The following is a 22,064-nucleotide window of genomic DNA, read 5'->3' as shown; positions in this document are numbered from 1 at the left end:
GGCCGCACTGTAAGTGGAGAAACTGGGTCAGACTCCGCTACGGGCCTTCGTCCGGGCGTTGCGGCGCTTCAGCGCGCGCCGCTCGTCTTCGCTCATTCCGCCCCAGACGCCCGAGTCCTGGCCGGTGTTCAGAGCCCAGGCGAGACACTCTGTGGTCACCGAGCACCGATTGCAGACCAGTTTCGCGTCAGCGATCTGCGCGAGCGCCGGACCGCTGTTCCCCACCGGGAAGAACAGCTCCGGGTCCTCGTCGCGACAGACCGCCTTGTGGCGCCAATCCATACGTTGTTACTCCTCACTGAGTGCGCAGCAAGGCGCACGGGCATTTTCTTCGGCTGTTAAGCGTGCACAAGAAAAGGTTTCCGTACCTTACGAATTTTCTGCATGCAACCTTTCGATCGTTTCACAGGCTCAGAAGATGTCAATAGCGTGCGTTAGCTCGTGGGCTATCTCACTTTGGCGATCTCGTACCCATAGGCTCACTCCGTTGTACTACACTGAGCGGCCGCCGCGTCCGGGAGCGATTTTCCGCGGGCCCGATCGATGTCGAGTTATCGCAGGTCAGGTATGTTTTTGGCGGGTGGCGCGGCGACGGGGAGCAGGTCGGGGACCGACCGGAACGTCATGGTTTCGCGCACGCCGAGATAATCGCCGTCGAACTGGCTGGGAATCGGCCCGGCGGTCGAGGTCACTCGGACCCAGGCCGCGTCGTCGTCGCGCACCACTTGTTTCACATTCGGTTTGGGGCCCTTCGAGAGAATCTGGCGCAGCACGTTCAGCGTCGGCAGCACCTTCATGCCGTCGAGCGCGAAGACGCCGAGGCCCGACTCGAAGGTGCAGCTGGGGTTGGTCACCAGCGGCCGGTTGTTGCTGTAGGTCCACGGACTGGTGTTGGACACCCACACGAAGTGCACGCCCGGGACGGGATCACGGTCGGGTAGCTCCAGCGTGAGCACCGGGTCGCGGCGCCTGAACGCGAGCGTGACGGGAATCGCCACCCGCCAATAGCGCAACGCGTTGACCTTGACGCCCTTGTCGCGTTGGGCCTCAACCGCGGCCACCACCTCCGCGTCGACGCCCATCCCGGCGTTGACGAGCGCCCATCGCTCACCGCAGTCGATCAATCCGATGCGGCGCCAGGTCTGGTGGCGGCGGTAGTCATCGAGCAGCTGGATGAGCTGGTTGGTGGCGGCGACCGGGTCCTGGGCGATGCCCAGCGACCGGGCCAGCACGTTCGCCGAGCCGCCGGGCACCACCGCGAGCGCGGGCAGGTGCTCGGCCCGCGGCGAGCCGGGGCTACCGAGCAGACCGTTGACCACCCCGCTCACCGTGCCGTCGCCGCCGTGCACGACGACCAGGTCAACCCCGTCCGCGGCGGCCGCCTGCGCGATTTCGCCGCCGTGACCGCGGTGGCCGGTGTGCTCGACGGTGAGCTGAAGGCGGCTTTTCAGTGCGTGCGCCAGCAGATCGCGAGCGGCCGGGGTGGTGGAAGTGGCTGTGGGGTTCACGATCAGCACGGCGCGCATGATGCACGAGCTTATGCGGGGCGGTTAAGACCCCGCTGTGGGGGAACCTGCCGCTCGCGGGGCCGACCGAGCCGGCCTGACTACGCTGACGCTGTGAATTCGCCGGCCCCAACCGCCGCCCCGACCACGGTGCGTGTCGCGGGATGGATCGTCGCGGTGCAGGGCGTGGCCTCTCTTGCCGTGGCCGCGGTGTTGGTGGTCCGCGGGGCCGCGGGAGCCGACCAGCACGTGGTCAACGGATTGGGCACCGCGGTCTGGTTCGTCCTGGCGGGTGCCGTGGTGCTCACCGCGGGGCGGGCGCTGGTGATCGGCAAGCGTTGGGGCCGGGGGCCGGCGGTGTTCACCCAGCTCCTCCTGCTGCCGATTTCCTGGTATGTCGCGGTGGGCTCGCATCAGCCCGCGTTCGGGATTCCGGTCGGCGCGCTGGCGCTGAGCTCACTGATCCTGCTCTTCACTCCCGCGGCGGTGCGCTGGGCCGCCGGCGGTGATCAGCGTGGTCCGGCCAGCTCGGCCAACGGCGGACCCGACAGCCGATAGGTGGTCCACTCGCGCTGCGGTTGCGCGCCGATTTCGTCATACAGCGCAATGGCATTGGCGTTCCAGTTCAGCACCGCCCACGACAACCGCGTGTAGCCGTTGTCGACGCATTCGCCCGCCAGCGTCCTCAACAGCGCACGGGCCAGGCCGCGGCGGCGAAACCTCGCGCGGACGAACAGGTCTTCGAGGTAGATTCCCGCCACGCCGTCCCACGTGGAGAAGCTGAGAAACCACAGCGCCATCGCGGCGATCTCGCCGTCGACTTCGGCGACGTGACCGTGCACCGTCGGCGGATTACCGAAAAGCGCTGTGGAAACGTGTGTTTCGGTCACGGTGCATTGCTCGGCGGCGCGTTCGAATTCGGCCAGCCCGTGGATCATTTCGGCAATATCACCGCAGTCTTGTCGTGTGGCGCGGCGGACAATTACGCTCATTGGTCGACTCCCAGCGCGCGCAGTATCGTGGCGAATTTCGTTGTCGTCTCGTCGACTTCGTCATCGGGATCCGATTCGGCGACGATGCCGCCGCCGGCGTGCGCCGCGGCGGTGCGGCGGTCCGCCGACAGCTGCGCGCACCGAAGGGACACCACCCAGCGTCCGTCGCCGCCGGCGTCGCACCAGCCCACGGCTCCCGCGTAGAAACCACGGTCCCCTTCGAGTTCGGCGATGAGCTCGGAGGCCGCCTTGGTCGGCACCCCGCCGACCGCCGGGGTGGGATGCAGTGCCAACGCCAGATCGATTGCGGTAGTTGACTTGTCGCGCAAACGGCCGCTGATCGGTGTGCACAGGTGCCAGACCGCGGCGGTGCGGCTCAATTGCGGCTCGGAAGCGATCGTCAGGTCGTCGCACAGCGGCTCCAGGGCGGCCCGCATGGTGTCGATCACCAGCTGGTGCTCGTGACGGTTCTTGGCCGAGTCCGCCAGCGCGGCGCCGTTGGCGGCGTCGAGGTCCGCGTCGCGGGCGCGGGGCGCCGAGCCGGCGAACGGCCTGCACTCGACGCGATCGCCGAAGCGTGCGACCAGAAGTTCGGGGCTGGCGCCCACCAGCGCCGCGCCCGCGTATTCGTTGCCGGCGGAGCCGCCCGCCGCGGTCAGGTCGACGAGATAGCCGTAGGCGGCCGGGTCGGCGGCCACGAGGCGGCTCAGCACGACGCGCGCATCCACTGGGGCATCGGCGACCAGCCGCAGGGCGCGCGCGAGCACCACCTTGTGCAGCGGGCTGCCCGGGGCGGTGAGCCGGTCGCGGGCGCGGCCGATCCGGACGCGGTAGTCCGCGGGCGGCGGGATGGCGGCGGCGACCCGCACCGCGGGTAGCGGGCCCGTCGGCCAGTCGGGAGGCCCGTCGGTGCGCAGCACGGTGTTCGGCACCAGCAGCGCGGCGGGTGCGCCGATGTCGAAAGGCAACGCGCCCAACACGATTGGGGCCGACCCCGTTCGCAGCGCCGCTTGCGCGGCCTGCACGTCGCGGTAGCGCGTCCGCACCCCGTCGGCGACCAGGGTCCCGCGCGGTCCGCACAGCGCGAACGGCGGTTCGATTGGTGTCACTGACCGGTCAGCCCGAGCGCACAGAGTTGCCGCACCCCGTGCTCGAAGCCGCAGACGGCGATGGAGGCGGTGATCATTCCGAAGCGGCGGCCTTCGACGAGCGGCAGCTCGACCCACCGCGTGATGACCGCGCGGGAGAAGTGGCCATGGCTCACGAACAACACGTCGCGCGACGGCATGTACTCCAACGCCATCGCGACGGCCCGGTCGGCGCGCTCGCTGACCTGCGCGACGCTCTCGCCGTCGGGGCATCCGTGCGTCCACACCAGCCAGTCGGGCACCGACTCCTGGATCTGCGACGTCGTCAGGCCCTCATACGACCCGTAGTCCCACTCGGCGAGCAGTGGTGACGCCTCGTCGACGGTAAGGCCGGCCAACTCGGCGGTCGTCAGGGAGCGTTGCCGCGGACTGCTGATCACCAGCGGGTCAACGAGTTTCAGTTCGCCCAGCGCCCGCCCGGCCAGCTTGGCCTGCGTGCGGCCGGCATCGGTCAGCTCGACCTCGGTGCGGCCGGTGTGCTGGCCCGATTTCGACCATTCGGTCTCGCCGTGGCGCAGCAGCACCAGACGATGATTGTGCAAGCCCATGCTGACCGATTCTGCCGGAGACCAGTTGGCCCGTCTCCCTTAGCAGGCGGCCCGGAACGTGCCAGGATGGGCACCGTGACTAAGACCCGGGTACTGGCGGTGGCCAACCAGAAGGGCGGGGTGGCCAAGACCACGACGGTGGCCTCGCTGGGTGCGGCGATGGTGGAAAGCGGCCGGCGGGTGCTGCTTGTCGATCTGGACCCGCAGGGTTGTTTGACGTTCTCGCTCGGCCACGATCCCGACAAGCTACCGGTGTCGGTGCACGAGGTGCTGCTCGGTGAGGTCGAGCCCAACGCCGCGCTGGTCACGACGATGGAGGGAATGACGCTGCTACCGGCCAACATTGACCTGGCCGGTGCCGAGGCGATGCTGCTGATGCGGGCGGGCCGCGAGTATGCGCTCAAACGTGCGCTGGCCAAGGTTTCCGACGACTTCGACGTGGTGATCGTCGACTGCCCGCCGTCGCTGGGAGTGCTCACCCTCAACGGGCTGACGGCTGCGGACGAGGTCATCGTGCCGTTGCAGTGCGAGACGCTGGCCCACCGCGGCGTCGGGCAATTCCTGCGGACCGTCGCCGACGTCCAGCAGATCACCAACCCGAATCTGCGGATGCTGGGCGCGCTGCCGACGCTGTACGACTCCCGCACCACGCACACCCGCGACGTGCTGGTCGACGTCGCCGACCGCTACGACCTGCCGGTGCTCGCCCCGCCGATCCCGCGCACGGTGCGCTTCGCCGAGGCCAGCGCGTCCGGCTCGTCGGTGATCGCCGGGCGCAAGAACAAGGGCGCGACCGCCTACAAGGAGCTGGCGAAGGCGTTGATCAAGCACTGGAAGTCGGGAAAACCGCTGGCGACGTTCGCAGTAGAGATTTAGCAGTAGAGATCTAGCAGTAGAGATTTAGCCGTCGAGATCTAGCCGCCGAGATTTAGCGGCGGCGGCGCGATCAGCCCAGCGCCACCACGGTGTCGCCGCGCTGCTCGAACACCCTGGAACCGGACACGGCCGGGACGACGGGCGCTCCAGGCTGCGCCGGGCTGGCCGCCCGATCGACGGGGATGTAGCGCTCGCTCGAGCCGTTGACCGGGTTGTACACACCGATCGCGCCGGTGACCGGCACCAGCAGCTTGCCCGCCATCATCACGCCGGGCCCCAGCGGCGCCGTCGTCTCGCCGGCGGCGATGGTATAGCGCGGGGTCAGACTGTTGGCGTCGAAGACCATGACGGAATCTCCGGTCCACCAGGTCACCAGGTTGCCCGCCTGGGACACCCCCGCCTGGGACGTCAACGCAGAGCCCGCCGGCGGCTTGGGCAGCAGGGTGCTCGACACGGTGGTGCCCGTGTCGTCGATCACGTCGACCCTGGGCTGCGAGCCGGAACCGCCGGGCAGGTACACCGCGGTGTTGTTCTCCCGGACGGCCAGCACGCGGGCACCCGAATCCGCCGTGATCCCGGGCTCGGACACGACGTGTTGTTGGGGTTCGTCGTCTTCCTTGGCCGGGCGCAGCAGGACCAGCCGCAGATCCGCCTGATTCACGCAGCTTTCGAACACCGAGACCGCCGACGAGCTGGCGGCCGCCGAGACCAGCTTGCATCCGGAGTGCAGGCCCCGCGCCGACGGCTTCACCCGGGCATCGGTCTCGCCGTAGGCCAGCATCCGGACCATGTCCGAGCGCCAGAGTTCCAGTCGGGTATCGCCCACCGACAACACCGTCATGCCGTCGGAGGAGAGGCGGACGTGGGGATCGGCATTGCCGCTGCGGGCGGGCCCGCGGCGACCCGTCGACCCGTCCAGCGTGCTGACCTGACCGCAACCGCGGTCGTCCCTGTAGACAGCGACGGCGTAGTGGTAGAGCCAGGTCACCCCGCACAGATCGGTGTCGCGCGCGTAGCTCCAGCGTGACTGCCCGGTGCCGGCGTCGCGCCCGTCGAGCCGACGCTTGTCGGTGGTGGTGACCGTCCCGCCGACCACGATCGGCGCGGTGGTGGCGACGCTCGTCGCCGTCCACAGCTGATGCAGGTGCGCCGGCACTTCGCGGGCCGGGGTCGGGTTGGGCGCGCCGACGGCGGCCGGCCGGCTGATGGCGGCCCGCGCGTCGCTGGTCCACCAGATCAGCGCGGCGGTGGCGGCGACGACGACCGCGATCGCCGCGGCGGCCATGACGTCGCCCTTGGTCCGGCGTTCGGGTCTGACCATGCCGCGGCGTGAGCTCAGTGGGCGTGCGAGGAGGCGGCGGTGGTTTCGGCGGGCTTGCGGCGACGGCGGCGGCGCCGGTTGGTTCCGCTGCCGTTGGAGCTCTGTTTCTCTGCGGCGGCTCTGTTGTCGCCACTGCCATCGCCATCGCTGGCGGCTCCGGTCCCGGCGGGGTGGCCGGAGACGGGCTGGCCGCCGCGGGTGCGACGGCGCCTCGCGCCGGAGCGGTTGGACTTCTGGCCCGAACTCTGGCCCGAGCCCTGGCCGGCACTCTGACCCGAGTTCTTCGTGTCGCGGCGCTTGACCGGCGACTTACGCGGCGCGCCGATCTTGCCGCCGGCCTCGGCCGGGATGCCCAGTTCGGCGTACAGGTGCGGTGAGTTGGAGTAGGTTTCGGCCGGGTCGGGGGTTTCCAGGCCCAGCGCCTTGTTGATCATCGACCAGCGGGGCAGCTCGTCCCAGTCCACCAGGGTGACCGCGACGCCGGCCTTGCCGGCGCGGCCGGTGCGCCCGATCCGGTGCACGTATGCCTGTTCGTCCTCGGGGATCTGGTAGTTGATGACGTGGGTGACGTCGTCGATGTCGATGCCGCGGGCGGCTACGTCGGTGGCGACCAGCACGTCGATGTCACCGGTGCGGAATGCCTTGAGCGCCTTCTCGCGCGCTATCTGCCCGAGGTCGCCGTGCACGGCGCCGACCTTGAAGCCCCGTTCGGCCAGCTCGTCGGCCACCTTCTGCGCGGTGCGCTTGGTGCGGGTGAAGATCATCGTGGCGCCGCGGTCATTCGCCTGCAGCACCCGGCTGACCAGCTCCACCTTGTCCAGTGCGTGGGCGCGGTAGACGAACTGCTCGGTGGTGTCGTGGGTGGCGGCCGAGTGCGGCGCCTCGGCGCGGATGTGGGTGGGCTGGTTCATGAACGTGCGGGCCAGCGTGATGATCGGGTCCGGCATGGTCGCCGAGAAGAGCATCGATTGCCGGTCGGCCGGAATCTGGCGCAGAATCCGCTCGATGTCGGGTAGGAAGCCCAGGTCGAGCATCTCGTCGGCCTCGTCGAGCACCAGCACCGACAGCCCGCCGAGCTGCAGGTGACCCTGCTGGCACAGGTCGAGCAGTCGGCCCGGGGTGCCCACCACGACGTCGGCGCCGGTGCGCAGCGCCTCGATCTGCGGCTCGTAGGCCCGGCCCCCGTAGATCGACACCACCGAGAGCGGGCGGCCGTTCTCGGCGGTCAGGTACTTGGCCGCGGTGGCCAGGTCCCCGGTGACCTGTAGGCAGAGCTCGCGGGTCGGCACGACGACCAGCGCGCGAGGCGCGCCGTTGAGTGGCCGGGCTTGAGTGTTCGAGCCGCCGGCGGTGATCCGCTGCAGCAGCGGCACGCCGAACGCGAAGGTCTTCCCCATGCCCGTGCGGGCCTGGCCGATTACGTCGTCGCCGGCCAGCGCCAGCGGCAGGGTCAATTCTTGGATGGCAAAAGGACTTTCGATGCCTTCTTCGGCAAGTGCCCGCACGACTTCGTCGCGGACGCCGAGCTTGGCAAACGTATTCAGGGGGGTCAGTTCAGTTGCGCTTGTGAGTGCAGTCATACGCGGGTGATGTGCCTTTCGGTGACGTCTTCGGTTGGTCGGTTTTCTGTCGCGGTCACGCGCGCACGAATTCCGACTCCACGTCGCCGAGTGCGGGCCCCTGCATTCGTTTTGGGCGGGCCAGCTGTGCACGCACATTTCGCCGGTGGCAACGGCAGAAGAAATACCGCCACCACCTCCAAGCATGATAGCTGGTCAACAGCCGGCACCCATCTTCCGCCAGGTCCGGCGACTAGAGTGTTGCCCATGTCCCCGCCCCTTCCCGGGCCCTCCTCCGCCGACCAGGTGGACGATTCGCCTACGCCACGCCTCACCGCGGACCACCCCGGCGTCAACGAACTGTTCGCGGTGCTCGCCTACGGCGAGATCGCCGCGTTCTACCGCCTGACCGACGAGGCTCGCATGGCCCCTGACCTGCGGGGACGCATCTCGATGGCGAGCATGGCCGCCGCCGAGATGCAGCACTACGAACTGCTGCGAGACGCCCTGGAAAAGCGGGGGGTCGACGTGGTGTCGTCGATGTCGAGGTACGCGTCGACATTGGAGAACTACCACCGGCTGACCACGCCGAGTACCTGGCTGGAAGCCCTGGTGAAGACGTACGTCGGCGACGCTTTGGCCGCCGACCTCTACCTGGAAATCGCCGACGTGCTGCCCAACGAAGTCGCCGACGTGGTGCGGGAGGCCCTGTCGGAGACCGGGCACTCCCAATTCGTCGTCGCCGAGGTGCGCGCGGCCGTGACCGGCAGCAGCAAGCAGCGCAGCCGCCTTGCGCTGTGGGCGCGTCGCCTGTTCGGCGAGGCCATCACCCAGGCCCAATACCTGCTGGCCGATCACGACGAGCTGGTCGACCTGGTGGTCTCCGGTACCGGCGGCCTGAGCCAGCTCGGGGCGTTCTTCGACCGGCTACAGCAGACCCACGACCGGCGGATGCACGAGCTCGGGCTGAGCTGACCGCCGGTCAGCGGGTGCAGGTCGCCATGATTGTGTTGCTGGCCGACACCGCGACCGCTTGGCCCTCGGCGTTGACGATCGAGCAATTCAGCCGACCGTAGATGCTGGTCGCCACGACCGACTCGGTCTGCACGCCCGGATTCAGCACGACGACCTTGGACCAGGGCAGCGACACGTTGAACTCGGTCTGCGGGTAGCCCTGGGCGTCGGTGTAGACGATGTTCACCAGGTCCAGGAGCTGCTTCGTCCCGGTCACGGTGTAGAGGACGGTGCGCGGGTTCAACGCGACCGACGGTGGTGCGGCGGTGGGCGCCAGGGTTGGCGCGGCCGTGGGCGCGCTGGTCGGCAGCTGCGTCGGAGCGGCGCGGGGCGTCGTCACGGTGGTGACCGTCTCCTGCGGGAGCGGCGATTGGCTCGGCGCCGCGCTGGGCGGGCTCGTGGTCCGCGGCGCGGAGGTCAGCGTCTGCGGAGCGGGTCCCACAGTCGCCTTGGTCGAGACGCTGTCGCCGCTGTTGAGGACGACGGCGGTCGCGATCGCCCCCAGGGCGACTATGGCGGCGAGAATTGCCGTGATCGGGCGCACGCGGAAATCGGCCGGCCAACCCGTCCAGCTGTAATCGCCCTCGGACCCGGCCCGGTACAGCTCCTCAGTGTCGCCGTCGGCGTCACGGTCAAAGTCGTAGTCGCGGTCGTAGTCGCGGTCGTAGTCGCGGTCGTAGCCGTCGTAGTCAAGGTCGTAGTCGCCGCGGCCCGGGCGGGCACGGACCCTGTCGATGGGGGGCAGTGTGGTACCCATGGTGCCGAAGTTAGCCATGTGAAAACACGGATCCGGCGTGGAACCCGGGTGTAAGCCCAGCTGGTAGCCAATCGTTACCTCCTCGCGACCGGCGTTTCGCTCACCGCGTAGCCCGCCGCGGGCCCGGGGCGCACCGAGCAGCCGGCGCATCCACTAGCCTGCTGCTGACACGCCTGCGACTTCACCGCTACCGCAAGCTGCTACTGGAACTGCTCATGGAAGGGGCCACTGTGGAGGTCAAAATCGGTATCTCGGACAGTCCGCGCGAGCTGGTCTTCTCCAGCACGCAGACACCCGGTGAAGTCGAAGATGTCGTCGCGACCGCGCTGCGCGAGGGTGCGGGCCTGGTCAGCCTGACCGACGACAAGGGCCGTCGCTTCCTGGTTCAGACCGACAAGATCGCCTATGTCGAGATCGGCGCGGCCGATGCCCGCCGGGTCGGCTTCGGAATCGGGGCGGAGTCCGCCGCCAGGGTCGGCGGGAAGGCCGCTAAGAGCGAGTGAGCGGCACGTGTGACAGCCCGCCCCACGCGAACTGAACGGTGCCCTCGACGGCGTCCGATTTGGAGATCGGACGGTCCGAGTCCAGCCAGTACCTGGCGCAGTCGACGCTGATTCCGACCAGTCCCACCGCGATCATCCGGGCGCGGTGTGGATCGAGCCCCGAGTCCTCGCTGATCAGTGCGAACACCGCGTCGATGCACGACTCGGTGGCGACGCGTACTTGCGCGGCGACCTCGGGTTCGGTGACGTAGTCGTTCTCGAAGATCAGTCGGTAGCCCTGGCTGTCGTGCTCGATGAAGTCGAAGAACGCCTGCACCGCCGAATGCAGCCGCCGCCGGTTGTCGGTGGTGGTGCTCAGTGCCTGCTGCACCCCCGACACCAGGTTGTCGACGTGCCGGTGAAGCACCGCCAGGTACAGCTCCAGCTTGCTTGAAAAATGTTGGTACAGAACGGGTTTGCTGACACCTGCCCGTTCGGCGATCTCGTCCATGCCGGCCGCGTGGTAGCCGCGGTTGACAAAGACATCGCTGGCCACGACGAGCAATTGGCCGCGACGCTCATCGCGGGGCAGCCTGTTGCCGCGCCGGTTCGGGGTCGCCATGCCGTCTCCCGGCCGAGGGGCGCCCGGTTTGACGGCGCGCCGTGCCGTCGCCTTGGCGAGTTCGCTCATCGAGTCCTCATCTAGTTAGTGGCATCTAGTTAGTGGCATCCAGTTGTGGCATCTGCTTCGTGGCAAATCTATTGGGTGGCAACTGACTCCTCGGATGCCCCGGGTCAGCCGCGCGCGGCTCGTCGCACAGACATTACTACCCGTGGCGTCCTTGCGGCCGTCATCGGCGGCGCATTCGGGCGCGCCAGGGACAACCTCCGTGCCGGCTGTGCCATTCTTGGGCAATGACGTCCCAGCAGCCCGGGCGCGGCACCGGCCAGGTTCCCGTGCTGCGTGACGAGTGGCGAGAACCACTGCGGGCCCAGCGGGATCCCATTGGGCGCGATCCGATCGGGCGGGGACCCGGACGGGCTCGGGCCGATCGTGGGCGGCCGCGCCAGTGGCGCAAACAAACATGGTTGGGACGGTTCGTATCCACGTATGGCTGGCGGGCATACGCGCTGCCCGTCCTGGTGGCGCTCACCGCGGTGGTCATCTATCAGACGGTCACCGGAACGGGCGCGCCGAAGCCGACGGCGAGCCAGCCGATCCAAGGACCGCCGGACATCGGCGCGGTGGGCACCACGATCATCGACGCCCCGCCGCGCGGCTTGGCCACGTTCGACGCCGACCTGCCGGCCGGGACGCTGCCCGACGGGGGGCCCTTCTCCGAGGCGGGCGAGAAGACCTGGCATGTCGTGCCGGGCACGACGCCGCAGCTCGGCCAGGGCACCGCGAAGGTGTTCAAGTACACCGTCGAGGTCGAGAACGGCATCGACCCCTCGATGTTCGGCGGCGACATGGCATTCGCCCAAATGGTCGACCAGACACTGGCCAATCCCAAGGGCTGGACGCACAACCCGCAGTTCGCGTTTGTCCGGATCGACGGCGGCAATGGGGTCAAACCCGACTTCCGCATTTCGCTGGTGTCTCCGGTGACGGTGCGCGAGGGATGCGGCTACGAATTTCGGCTGGAGACGTCGTGCTACAACCCGGTTTACGGGCCGGAGCGGCAGGCGCGGGTCTTCATCAACGAGGCGCGCTGGGTGCGCGGAGCCGTACCTTTCGAAGGCGACGTCGGCTCCTACCGGCAGTACGTGATCAATCACGAGGTCGGCCACGCCATCGGCTACGTGCGTCACGAGCCGTGCGACAAGCAGGGTGGGCTGGCGCCGGTGATGATGCAGCAGACGTTCTCCACGTCCAACGACGACGCAGCCAAGTTCGACCCCGACTACGTCAAGGCGGACGGCAAGACCTGCCGATTCAATCCCTGGCCCTACCCGATCGCGTAACCGCGGGCGGCCCCCGCGCGCCCCGGGAAGCAACCGTCGGTGTTTGCCGTTGTTTCGGGCAACTGCTGTGATGGATAGTGCTGACGAAAGCCAACCGAGGAGATGTTCGGTGTCGACGTCCCAGGCGTCCCAGACTTCCCAGACGACCCAGACATCCTTGCCGCCGCTGGTCGAGCCCGCACGCCAGCTGAGTCGCGATGAGGTGGCCCGCTACAGCCGTCATCTGATCATTCCCGACCTGGGTGTCGACGGGCAGAAGCGGCTCAAGAACGCGCGGGTGCTGGTGATCGGCGCCGGCGGGCTCGGGGCACCGGCGTTGCTGTATCTGGCGGCGGCCGGCGTCGGCACGATCGGCATCGTCGACTTCGACGTCGTGGACGAGTCGAACCTGCAGCGCCAGATCATTCACGGCGTGGCCGACGTCGGGCGGTCCAAGGCCCAGTCGGCGCGCGACTCGATCGCCGCAATCAACCCGCTGGTCGACGTGCGGTTGCATGAATTCAGGCTGGAGCCCGGCAACGCCGTCGACCTGTTCACGGAGTACGACCTGATCCTGGACGGCACCGACAATTTCGCCACCCGGTATCTCGTCAACGACGCCGCGGTGCTGGCCGGGAAGCCGTACGTGTGGGGCTCGATCTTCCGCTTCGAGGGCCAGGTGTCGGTGTTCTGGGAGGACGCCCCTGACGGGCGCGGCCTCAACTACCGCGACCTGTACCCGGAGCCCCCGCCGCCCGGCATGGTGCCGTCCTGCGCCGAAGGCGGTGTGCTGGGCATCATCTGCGCTTCCATCGCGTCCGTGATGGGCACCGAGGCCATCAAGCTGATCACCGGAATCGGCGAACCGCTGCTGGGCCGCCTGATGATCTACGACGCGCTGGAGATGAGTTACCGCACGATCAACATCCGCAAGGACCCGTCGACGCCGAAGATCACCGAGCTGATCGACTACGAGGATTTCTGTGGCGTGGTGTCCTCGGAAGGCGTTGCCGCCGCCGCCGGCTCCACGATCACCCCGCGGGAGTTGCGCGAGCTCCTCGACTCCGGCAGGAAGCTGGCCCTGATCGACGTTCGCGAGCCCGTGGAGTGGGACATCAATCACATCGAGGGCGCCCAGCTGATCCCGCAGTCGTTGATCAACTCCGGGGAGGGTCTGGCGAAGCTGCCGCAGGACCGGATGCCGGTGCTGTATTGCAAAACGGGGGTGCGCTCGGCCGAGGCGCTGGCCGCGGTGAAGAAGGCGGGATTCTCCGACGCGGTGCATCTGCAGGGCGGGATCGTGGCCTGGGCCCAGCAAATGCAGCCCGACATGGTGATGTACTGACGCAATTCCGCAGGTGGGCTCGTTTAGGCTGGTTTGCGTGACCCTCGAGCCGCCGCCCGAACTTGTGCTGACGGCGTTCGGTTTGACCGGTGTCAAGCCCGTGGCCCTCGGCGCAGGCTGGGAAGGCGGCTGGCGATGCGGCGAGGTCGTGTTGTCGATAGTGGCCGACCACGCGCGCGCCGCCTGGTCGGCGCGGGTCCGCGAGACGCTGTTCGTCGACGGCGTGCGCCTGGCCCGGCCGGTCCGCTCGACCGACGGTCGCTACGTCGTCTCGGGGTGGCGAGCCGACACGTTCGTCGCCGGCACCCCGGAAGCCCGGCACGATGAGGTCGTCTCGGCGGCGGTGCGGCTGCACGAGGCCACCGGCAAACTGGAGCGCCCTCGATTCCTGACTCAGGGACCCACCGCGCCGTGGGGAGACGTCGACGTCTTCATCGCCGCCGATCGCGCCGCGTGGGAGGAGCGGCCGCTGGCCTCGGTGCCGCCGGGAGCGCGCATCGCGCCGCCGAGCGCGGACGCCCAGCGATCGGTCGAGCTGATCCACCAGCTCGCCACCCTGCGCAGGCCAACTAAGAGCCCCAACCAGCTGGTGCACGGAGACCTTTACGGCACAGTGCTTTTCATCGGCACGGCCGCACCGGGGATCACCGACATCACGCCGTACTGGCGGCCCGCGTCCTGGGCGGCCGGCGTGGTCGTCGTCGACGCGTTGTCCTGGGGCGAGGCCGACGACGGCCTCATCGAACGCTGGAGCGCGCTACCGGAGTGGCCGCAGATGTTGTTGCGCGCGTTGATGTTTCGTCTCGCGGTCCACGCATTGCATCCGCGGTCGACGGCGGAAGCCTTCCCGGGCCTGGCCCGCACCGCGGCGCTGGTCCGGTTGGTGCTCTGAACCCCTAAGTCCCGGAGGGGAACTCGTAGCGCACCTCTTGCAATGGAATCTTGCCGTCGACGGCGAGAATCCCCTCGGCGCGCAGCAGTTCCAGCTGCCGGGTGGTCAAATGTCGCGCAGGGCGCCCCGATGCCGTGATCACGCGGTGCCAGGGCAGGTCGGAAGAGTCGACCCGCATGATCCATCCGACGATGCGGGGACTGGAAAGCCCTGCGACCGCAGCGATGTCGCCGTAGGTGGCCACCCTGCCGGACGGGATGGACGCGACCAGCGAGCGCACCCGCTCGACTTGCTCGTCGGTCACCTGCGCCACGATCAGCGGCCCTCCAGCTGTGCGCGTGCCAGCGCTGCCACTTCCGTGTGCTTGGCGTAGGGCACCATGTGGTTGCACTCGAAATCGAGCAACCGAAAATCGGATCCCAAGCGTCGTCGAAGCCCCGCGATGAGTCGGTCGGTGACGTAGGGCGGTGTGGTCCACATCGCCCGCACCAGCGTCGTCGCCGTTCCCGCCGGCGGTAACACGATGTCGCGGGCCAACTCGCTCCAATAGGACATCATCGCCGGCAAGCTGACGCGCCACCCGTACCGTCCGCTCGGCAGCTCGACCAGGTGCTCGTCGAGCTCGGCGTCGAGCAGGGCGGCATCCACATCCGACCACGAGCCCGTCGTCTTTTCCATGCGGGCTTCGGCGGCGTCGGGATAGTCGGGCGAGGACAGCATGGCGTCGGCGATCTCCCGCATCCAGCTTCCGTCCAGGCCGACCGCCGGATCGAGCAGCAGCAGGCCCGCCACCTGGTCGGGCCGGGCCGCGGCCAGATGCATGGCCAGCGCGCCGCCGAACGAGTGCCCGACCACCAGCACCGGCGCCCCTCCTTTGGAGGCCTCGGCGTCGAGCAGCGCGGCGAACGCCGAGACGTTGGCCTCGATGTTCCACGGCGCCGCCCACGACGATCTGCCGTGCCCGAGCAGATCAGGTGCCGCGACGGCGATTTCGGGCAGCGCGTCGGCCAGTTTCTGCCAGCGCTGCCCGTGGCCGGTCAGCCCATGCAGGGCGAGCATCCGCACCGGGCCGGCGGGGCCATAGCGGTGCACGTGCAGGTCGCCGGTCACGCGTCGATCGGTCACGCGTCGATCGGTCACGCGTCGATCGGTCACGCGTCGATCGGTCACGCGTCGATGATGCCAGGCCGGACCGTCGCCGTCCGCGGGCCGGCCGACTTGTCAGACCCTCGTGGTCTCATGCCGCTATGTCGTTCACGTCGGGGTCATTCGCCTGGGACGCCGACGCGGGTGCCGTGCTGGCGCCGGGCGTCCGCGGCGTGATCCGCGTCCTGGGCGGGCCCGGCACCGGCAAGAGCAGCCTGCTCGTCGATGCGGCGGCCGCTCGGATCGGCGCCGGTGCCGATCCGGAATCGGTTCTGCTGCTTACCGGTTCCGGCCGGCTGGGAATGCGGGAGCGCAGCACCTTGACGAGGGCGCTGCTGCGGTCGCACACCGCCAGCGCGCGTCGCGCGGCGGTTCGCGAGCCCATGGTCCGCACCGTGCACAGCTACGCCTACGCGGTGCTGCGCCGGGCCGCCGATCGCGCCGGCGACGCGCCGCCCCGCCTGGTCACCAGCGCCGAACAGGATGCCATCATTCGCGAACTGCTCGCCGGCGACCTCGACGACGGCCCTGCCGCCGCGGTCGCCTGGCCGGCGCACCTGCGGCCGGCGCTGCGCACCGCCGGCTTTGCCGCCGAATTGCGAAACCTGTTGGCGCGCTGCGCCGAACGCGGTGTGGACGCACAGGAGCTGCAGCGGCTGGGCCGTCGGTGCCGGCGTCCGGAGTGGATCGCCGCCGGCCAGTTCGCGCAGCAATACGAGCAGGTGATGTTGCTGCGGGCGGCGGTCGGGACGGCGGCGCCGCAGGCGACGACGCCGGCGCTGGGCGCGGCCGAACTCGTGGGTGCGGCGCTGGAGGCGTTCGCGGTCGATCCCGAGCTGCTGGCCGCCGAGCGGGCCCGGCTGCGGGTGCTGTTGGTCGACGACGCCCAGCAGCTCGACCCGCAGGCGGCCCGGCTGGTTCGGGTGCTGGCGGCGGGAACCGAGCTGACGCTGGTCGCGGGCGATCCCAACCAGGCGGTGTTCGGCTTCCGCGGCGGTGAACCGGCGGGGCTCCTCGACGGCGACACGCCGTCGGTGACGCTGACCGCATCGCATCGGTGCGCTCCCGCGGTGGCGCGCGCCGTCAGCGGCATCGCGCGCCGGCTGCCGGGCAGCACCGGCGGCAGGCAGATCGACGGCACGGGGCCCGACGACGGCACGGTCGCGGTGCGCCTGGCGGCGTCGGCGCATGCGGAGGCCGCGATGATCGCCGACGCGCTCCGGCGCGCGCACCTCGTCGACGGCGTGCCGTGGTCGCAGATGGCGGTCATCGTCCGGTCTGTGCCCCGGGTCGGTGCGCGGTTGCAGCGTTCCCTGGCCGCCGCCGGGGTCCCCGTGGCGGTGCCGGCGGTCGGCGGGCCGTTGTCCGAGGAGCCGGCGGCCCGGGCGCTGTTGACGGTGTTGGCCGCGACCGTCGACGGGCTCGACGGCGACCGGGCGCTGGCGTTGCTGACCGGGCCCATCGGCCGCGTCGACCCGGTCTCGCTGCGGCAGCTGCGCCGAGCGCTGCAGCGCCAATCCGACTGCGCTGCAAGGAATTGCGGCGACCTGGTGGCGGACGCGCTGCGCGGCGATGCGCAGCCTTCGGGGGTGCACGCCCGCCCGCTGCGACGGGTGCGCGCCGTGCTGGACGCGGCCGCCCGCTGCCACCGCGACGGTCAAGATCCGCGCTTCACCCTGTGGGCGGCGTGGCACCGGTCCGGTCTGCAACGCCGCTGGCTCGCGGCCAGCGAGCGCGGCGGTCCCGCCGGGGCCCAGGCCACCAGCGACCTGGAGGCGGTCACGGCGTTGTTCGACGTCACCGATCAATACGTGTCCCGCACGTCCGGCGCGTCGTTGCGCGGACTGCTCGAGCATGTCGCGGCGCTACAGCTGCCGGGCGCCAACCCCGAGCCGTCGTCGACTGCGGAACAGGTCAGGGTGCTCAGCGCACACGCCGCGCTCGGCCATGAGTGGGATCAGGTCGTCATCGCCGGCCTGCAGGATGGGTTGTGGCCCAACACGATTCCGCGCGGCGGGGTGCTGGGCACCCAACGGCTGCTCGACGCGCTGGACGGCATCACCGAGGACGCCTCGGTCACCGCGCCACTGCTGGCCGAGGAACGCCGGCTGCTGCTCGCCGCGATGGGCCGGGCTCGGCGGGCGCTGTTGGTGACCGCCGTGGACGGCGACGCCGGCGGGGCAGACGACGCGGCGCTACCTTCGGCGTTCTTCTTCGAGATCGCACAGTGGGCCACCGATGATCCCGTTGCGGCGCAGCCGATTTCATCGCCGCGGGTGTTGTCGGCGGCCGCGCTGGTGGGCCGATTGCGCGGCGTCGTGTGTGCACCCGACGGCGCCGTGGACGAGGAGGCTCGCGATTGTGCGGCAACGCAATTGGCCCGGCTCGCCAAGGCCGGTGTGCCGGGCGCCGACCCGGCGCACTGGCAGGGCCTGACCGCGGTCAGCACCGCCGACCCCCTTCGCGGGCCTGACGAGCCCGTCACGTTGACGCCCTCGACGCTGCAGACCCTCACCGACTGCCCGCTGCGCTGGCTCGCCGAACGCCACGGCGGCACCAACCCCCGCGACCTGCGGTCCACCATCGGGTCGGTGCTGCACGCGCTGATCGCCGAGCCAGGCAAAAGCGAAGCGCGACTACTGGCCGAGCTGGACCGGGCGTGGGAGCAGCTGCCCTTCGACGCCCCCTGGCATTCGGCCAACGAGCTGGCCCGGTACCGCGGCATGATCCGGGCGTTCGTCGAGTGGCGGTCGCAGACCCGAGCCGAACTGAGCGAGGTCGGCGTGGAGGTCGATGTCGACGGAGCCCTTCCGGCGCGCGACGGCGGCGGCGAAGTCCGGCTGCGCGGCCGGGTCGACAGGCTGGAGCGCGACGGCGCCGGCCGGCTGGTGATCGTCGACGTCAAGACCGGTAAAACCCCGGTCAGCAAGGACGACGCGCAGCAACACGCCCAGCTGGCCATGTACCAGCTGGCGGTGGCCGAGGGCATGATCGGCGCCGCCGGCAGCGAACCCGGTGGTGCGCGGCTGGTTTACATCGGCAAGACCGGGGCGGGCGGTGCCGTCGAACGCGAGCAGGATCCGCTGACCCCGGCCGCCCGCGACGAATGGCGCGACCTCGTCCGCACGGCGGCCGACGCGACCGCCGGGCCGCAATTCATCGCCCGGCGCAACAACGGGTGCACGCACTGCCCGATACGGCCGTGCTGCCCGGCCCACGCCGACGGGTCGACGTTGTGAACGCGCGGTATAGCCCGGACGAATTGGCCTGTGCGCTAGGGCTTTTCCCGCCGACCGCCGAGCAGGCCGCGGTGATCGCCGCCCCGCCGGGCCCGTTGGTCGTCATCGCCGGAGCGGGCGCCGGGAAGACCGAGACGATGGCCGCGCGCGTGGTATGGCTGGTCGCCAACGGTTACGCCGAACCCGGCCAGGTGCTGGGGCTGACCTTCACCCGCAAGGCGGCCGGCCAGCTGCTGCGACGAGTCCGCTCCCGGCTGGCCCGGTTGGCCGGCATCGGCCTGGGCCCGACCGGCCCCACCAACCCGGCGGCCGTCGAACCGGCGGGCAGCCCGATCGTCGGCACCTACCACGCTTTCGCCGGCTCCATGCTGCGCGAGTACGGCCTGCTGTTACCCATCGAGCCCGACACGCGGTTGCTCAGCGAAACCGAGCTCTGGCAGCTGGCCTTCGACGTGGTCAACCGCTATCGGGGCGAGTTGCACACCGACAAGACCCCGGCCGCGGTCACGGCGATGGTGCTGCGGCTGTGGGGTCAGCTGACCGAACACCTGGTGCACACCGACCAGCTGCGCGACACCCACGTGGAGCTGGAGCGCCTGGTCCACACCCTGCCGGCGGGCCCCTACCAGCGCGAGTCCGGTCCCAGCCAATGGCTGCTGCGGCTGCTGGCCACCCAGACCGAGCGCGCCGAACTGGTGCCATTGCTCGACGCGCTGGCCGAGCGCATGCGCGGCGGGAAGGTCATGGACTTCGGCATGCAGATGGCCTCGGCGGCGCGGCTTGCGGCGAACTTCCCCCAGGTCGGCCGAGACCTGAGGAACCGTTACCGGGTCGTCCTGCTCGACGAGTACCAGGACACCGGCCACGCCCAGCGGGTAGCGCTGTCCGCGTTATTCGGCGGAGGCCGTGACGACGGGTTGGCGCTGACGGCCGTCGGCGATCCGATCCAGTCGATCTACGGGTGGCGCGGCGCGTCGGCAACCAACCTGCCGCGGTTCACCACCGACTTCCCCCACGCCGACGGCACCCCCGCTCCAGTCCTGGAGCTGCGTACCAGCTGGCGCAACCCGCCGCGCGCCCTGCAGCTCGCCAACGCCATCTCGGCGGAGGCGCGGCGGCGGTCGGTCGCCGTGCACGCGCTGCGCCCACGCCCTGAAGCATTGCCCGGCACGGTCGCGTGCGCGCTGCTTCCCGACGCGCGGGCCGAGCGCGAGTGGATCGCCGACCACGTGCACCGGCATTACCAGCGGGCCCACGCCGAGGGCGTCAGCCCCCCGACCGCCGCGGTGCTGGTGCGCCGCAACGCCGATGCCGCACCCGTTGCCGACGCCCTGCGCGCCCGCGGCATCCCCGTCGAGGTCGTCGGGCTCGCCGGCCTGCTGTCGGTGCCCGAGGTCGCCGACGTCGTCGCGATGCTGCGGCTGGTTGCCGACCCGACCGCGGGGGCGGCGGCGATGCGCGTACTGACCGGCCCGCGATGGCGCCTCGGTGGGCGGGACGTTGCCGCCCTGTGGCGGCGCGCGCTGGCCCTCGCGGCGGGACCGCGCCCCGACGACGCGCCCTCGGCAGAGTCGATCGCGAGGGCGGCGGGTCCGGACGCCGACACCGCGTGTCTGGCCGACGCGATCGGCGATCCCGGGCCGGCCGGGTCGTATTCGGTTGCGGGATATCAACGGATCACCGCGCTGGCCGCCGAGCTGAGCGCCCTGCGCGCCCACCTCGGCCATTCGCTGCCCGACCTGGTCGCCGAGGTCCGGCGGGTGCTCGGCGTCGACTGCGAAGCCCGGGCCGCCGCAGGGGTCGGCGCCGGCTGGGCCGGCGCCGAACAGCTCGACGCCTTCGCCGACGTGGTCGCCGGCTATGCCGAACGAACCCGCACCGCCGCGGCGGCCGACGCGACGGCGGCGGCGTCGGTCGCCGGCCTGCTGGCCTACCTGGACGCGGCCGAGGTGGTCGAAAACGGCCTGGCCCCCGCGGCATTGACGGCCGCCCGGGACCGCGTCCAGGTGCTCACGGTGCATTCCGCGAAGGGTTTGGAGTGGCAACTGGTGGCGGTCGCGCACCTGTCGGGCGGAACGTTTCCGTCGACCGCGTCGCGCAGCAGCTGGCTCACCGACGCCGCGGAGCTGCCGCCGCTGCTGCGCGGCGATCGCGCAGCAGCGGGCGCACTGGGCATCCCGGTGCTCGACACCTCGGACGTCACCAACCGAAAGCAGCTGTCGGACAAGATCTCCCAGCATCGCCGCCAACTCGAGCAGAGGCGCGTCGACGAGGAACGCCGATTGCTGTACGTGGGCATCACCCGGGCCGCGGACACCCTGTTGGTGTCCGGCCACCACTGGGGTCCCACCGGGATGAAACCCCGGGGCCCGTCGGATTTCCTGTGCGAAATCAAGGACATCATCGATCGTTCCACCGCGGCCGGCGAGCCGTGCGGGGTGGTGGAACACTGGGCGCCGGCGCCGCCCGAGGGTGAGCGAAACCCGCTGCGCGACAACGTCGTCGAAGCGATCTGGCCCGCGGATCCGCTGGCCTCGCGGCGCGGTGACGTCGAACGCGGCGTCGCGCGGGTGGCCGAGGCCATGTCGGCCGGTGCGCTCGCGGCCGATGCCGACGTCGACGGCTGGGCCGCCGACGTCGACGCGTTGCTGGCCGAGCGCGCCCGCTCGGCGCGCCCGCTCGCCCGCACCCTGCCCAGTCAGCTGTCGGTCAGCGGTTTGGTGGACCTGGCGCGCGACCCGCAGGGCGCGGCGCAGCGGCTGGTGCATCGGCTGCCCGTGCGGCCCGACCCACATGCCTTGCTGGGCAATGCCTTTCATGCCTGGGTGCAGCAGTTCTATGGCGCCGAGCGGCTGTTCGACCTCGCCGACCTGCCCGGCGCGGCCGACTCGGACGTCGGGGACACCCAGGAGCTGGCGGCGTTGCAGGCGGCGTTCACCAGCTCGCGGTGGGCCGCCCGCACACCGGTTGCCGTCGAGGTGCCGTTCGAGATGCCGATCGGCGAGACCGTGGTGCGCGGCCGCATCGACGCCGTGTTCGCCGACCCCGACGGCGGAGTCACGGTGGTGGACTGGAAGACCGGGCAGCCGCCGCGCGGGCCGGAAGCCCTACGGCAGGCCGCCGTCCAGCTCGCCGTCTACCGTCTGGCCTGGGCCGCGTTGTCGGGATGCCCGGAATCGTCGGTGCGCACCGCCTTCTACTACGTGCGCACGGGCGTCACCGTCGTTCCCGATGAACTGCCCGAGCCCGCCGAGCTGGCCGGGCTGCTACTGACCGGCTGACGTGGTTACATTTGA

20 protein-coding genes are annotated in these 22,064 nt (G+C 70.2%); 9 read left to right on the top strand and 11 right to left on the bottom strand.

The window, feature by feature from the left end:
* Nucleotides 1-27: 27 nt before the first annotated feature.
* Together whiB1 and ACQI5H_RS05120 are read right to left on the bottom strand one after the other, a co-directional pair.
* Complete coding sequence (gene whiB1 / locus ACQI5H_RS05125; RefSeq protein WP_068070345.1) at nt 28-282, bottom strand: transcriptional regulator WhiB1; 255 nt, start codon at nt 280-282, stop codon at nt 28-30.
* A 269-nt stretch (nt 283-551) separates the two neighbouring features.
* Complete coding sequence (locus ACQI5H_RS05120) at nt 552-1,526, bottom strand: diacylglycerol/lipid kinase family protein (RefSeq protein ID WP_427078301.1); 975 nt, start codon at nt 1,524-1,526, stop codon at nt 552-554.
* A 93-nt stretch (nt 1,527-1,619) separates the two neighbouring features.
* Here ACQI5H_RS05120 and ACQI5H_RS05115 point away from each other — a divergent pair, with 93 nt between their 5' ends.
* Nucleotides 1,620-2,063 (top strand): hypothetical protein, encoded by a 444-nt coding sequence (locus tag ACQI5H_RS05115; protein ID WP_427078300.1) that lies wholly within the window; start codon nt 1,620-1,622, stop codon nt 2,061-2,063.
* Here the strand turns inward: ACQI5H_RS05115 and ACQI5H_RS05110 are convergent.
* Genes ACQI5H_RS05110 through ACQI5H_RS05100 form a run of 3 tightly spaced genes read right to left on the bottom strand, consistent with a single transcriptional unit; the run spans nt 2,015 to nt 4,193 of the window.
* Nucleotides 2,015-2,497, bottom strand: a complete 483-nt coding sequence (locus ACQI5H_RS05110) for an N-acetyltransferase family protein (protein ID WP_427078299.1) — start codon at nt 2,495-2,497, stop codon at nt 2,015-2,017. The two genes, ACQI5H_RS05115 and ACQI5H_RS05110, sit on opposite strands and share 49 nt — an antisense overlap.
* Complete coding sequence (locus ACQI5H_RS05105) at nt 2,494-3,606, bottom strand: isochorismate synthase (RefSeq protein ID WP_427078298.1); 1,113 nt, start codon at nt 3,604-3,606, stop codon at nt 2,494-2,496. Before ACQI5H_RS05105 ends, ACQI5H_RS05110 begins: the two co-directional genes overlap by 4 nt.
* Nucleotides 3,603-4,193, bottom strand: coding sequence for an acid phosphatase (locus ACQI5H_RS05100; protein ID WP_427078297.1), 591 nt, complete (start codon nt 4,191-4,193; stop codon nt 3,603-3,605). The genes ACQI5H_RS05105 and ACQI5H_RS05100 overlap by 4 nt, the downstream gene beginning before the upstream one ends.
* 75 nt (nt 4,194-4,268) lie before the next feature.
* On the opposite strand from ACQI5H_RS05100, the gene ACQI5H_RS05095 reads away from it, so the two are divergent.
* Nucleotides 4,269-5,069, top strand: coding sequence for a ParA family protein (locus ACQI5H_RS05095; RefSeq protein WP_427078337.1), 801 nt, complete (start codon nt 4,269-4,271; stop codon nt 5,067-5,069).
* Between the two features lie 70 nt (nt 5,070-5,139).
* Here the strand turns inward: ACQI5H_RS05095 and ACQI5H_RS05090 are convergent, their stop codons facing one another.
* Both ACQI5H_RS05090 and ACQI5H_RS05085 read right to left on the bottom strand, forming a co-directional pair.
* Nucleotides 5,140-6,390 carry a hypothetical protein gene (locus ACQI5H_RS05090; RefSeq protein WP_427078296.1) on the bottom strand — a complete coding sequence of 417 codons (1,251 nt, stop codon included), beginning with the start codon at nt 6,388-6,390 and terminating at the stop codon, nt 5,140-5,142.
* 14 nt (nt 6,391-6,404) lie between these two features.
* A complete protein-coding gene (locus ACQI5H_RS05085) occupies nt 6,405-7,970 on the bottom strand; it encodes a DEAD/DEAH box helicase (protein WP_427078295.1) in 1,566 nt (521 codons plus the stop codon).
* Nucleotides 7,971-8,216: 246 nt separating this feature from the next.
* Between ACQI5H_RS05085 and ACQI5H_RS05080 the strand changes: the two genes are divergently transcribed.
* Nucleotides 8,217-8,924, top strand: coding sequence for a ferritin-like fold-containing protein (locus tag ACQI5H_RS05080; RefSeq protein ID WP_427078294.1), 708 nt, complete (start codon nt 8,217-8,219; stop codon nt 8,922-8,924).
* A 7-nt stretch (nt 8,925-8,931) separates the two neighbouring features.
* Here the strand turns inward: ACQI5H_RS05080 and ACQI5H_RS05075 are convergent, their stop codons facing one another.
* Nucleotides 8,932-9,720, bottom strand: coding sequence for an MmpS family transport accessory protein (locus tag ACQI5H_RS05075; RefSeq protein WP_427078293.1), 789 nt, complete (start codon nt 9,718-9,720; stop codon nt 8,932-8,934).
* Nucleotides 9,721-9,935: 215 nt separating this feature from the next.
* On the opposite strand from ACQI5H_RS05075, the gene ACQI5H_RS05070 reads away from it, so the two are divergent.
* Entirely contained in the window at nt 9,936-10,223 is a 288-nt protein-coding gene (locus ACQI5H_RS05070; protein ID WP_427078292.1) for a DUF3107 domain-containing protein, read from the top strand.
* On the opposite strand, the gene ACQI5H_RS05065 is transcribed toward ACQI5H_RS05070, so the two are convergent.
* Nucleotides 10,210-10,893 (bottom strand): TetR/AcrR family transcriptional regulator, encoded by a 684-nt coding sequence (locus ACQI5H_RS05065; protein WP_427078291.1) that lies wholly within the window; start codon nt 10,891-10,893, stop codon nt 10,210-10,212. The two genes, ACQI5H_RS05070 and ACQI5H_RS05065, sit on opposite strands and share 14 nt — an antisense overlap.
* A 224-nt stretch (nt 10,894-11,117) precedes the next feature.
* On the opposite strand from ACQI5H_RS05065, the gene ACQI5H_RS05060 reads away from it, so the two are divergent.
* The 3 genes from ACQI5H_RS05060 to ACQI5H_RS05050 all read left to right on the top strand — a co-directional run bounded on the left by ACQI5H_RS05060 (nt 11,118) and on the right by ACQI5H_RS05050 (nt 14,383).
* On the top strand, nt 11,118-12,167 hold the full coding sequence (locus tag ACQI5H_RS05060) for a DUF3152 domain-containing protein (RefSeq protein ID WP_427078290.1): 1,050 nt from the start codon (nt 11,118-11,120) through the stop codon (nt 12,165-12,167).
* Nucleotides 12,168-12,276: 109 nt separating this feature from the next.
* Nucleotides 12,277-13,491, top strand: a complete 1,215-nt coding sequence (moeZ, locus tag ACQI5H_RS05055; protein ID WP_427078289.1) for an adenylyltransferase/sulfurtransferase MoeZ — start codon at nt 12,277-12,279, stop codon at nt 13,489-13,491.
* A gap of 37 nt (nt 13,492-13,528) precedes the next feature.
* Complete coding sequence (locus ACQI5H_RS05050) at nt 13,529-14,383, top strand: TIGR02569 family protein (RefSeq protein WP_427078288.1); 855 nt, start codon at nt 13,529-13,531, stop codon at nt 14,381-14,383.
* Nucleotides 14,384-14,387: 4 nt separating this feature from the next.
* Here ACQI5H_RS05050 and ACQI5H_RS05045 read toward each other — a convergent pair whose 3' ends face one another.
* Together ACQI5H_RS05045 and ACQI5H_RS05040 are read right to left on the bottom strand one after the other, a co-directional pair.
* Nucleotides 14,388-14,696 (bottom strand): MGMT family protein, encoded by a 309-nt coding sequence (locus tag ACQI5H_RS05045; protein WP_427078287.1) that lies wholly within the window; start codon nt 14,694-14,696, stop codon nt 14,388-14,390.
* Nucleotides 14,697-14,698: 2 nt separating this feature from the next.
* Nucleotides 14,699-15,493 (bottom strand): alpha/beta fold hydrolase, encoded by a 795-nt coding sequence (locus ACQI5H_RS05040; protein WP_427078336.1) that lies wholly within the window; start codon nt 15,491-15,493, stop codon nt 14,699-14,701.
* 137 nt (nt 15,494-15,630) lie between these two features.
* Between ACQI5H_RS05040 and ACQI5H_RS05035 the strand changes: the two genes are divergently transcribed.
* Nucleotides 15,631-18,768 carry an ATP-dependent helicase gene (locus ACQI5H_RS05035; protein ID WP_427078286.1) on the top strand — a complete coding sequence of 1,046 codons (3,138 nt, stop codon included), beginning with the start codon at nt 15,631-15,633 and terminating at the stop codon, nt 18,766-18,768.
* The gene (locus ACQI5H_RS05030) at nt 18,765-22,049 is read left to right on the top strand and encodes an ATP-dependent helicase (RefSeq protein ID WP_427078285.1); all 3,285 of its coding nucleotides are present in this window, start codon (nt 18,765-18,767) and stop codon (nt 22,047-22,049) included. Before ACQI5H_RS05035 ends, ACQI5H_RS05030 begins: the two co-directional genes overlap by 4 nt.
* The last annotated feature ends 15 nt before the right edge of the window (nt 22,050-22,064 follow it).

This window comes from Mycobacterium heidelbergense (assembly GCF_050205645.1).
GTDB lineage: Bacteria > Actinomycetota > Actinomycetes > Mycobacteriales > Mycobacteriaceae > Mycobacterium > Mycobacterium heidelbergense_A.
This window is presented reverse-complemented; position numbering and strand designations above follow the sequence as displayed.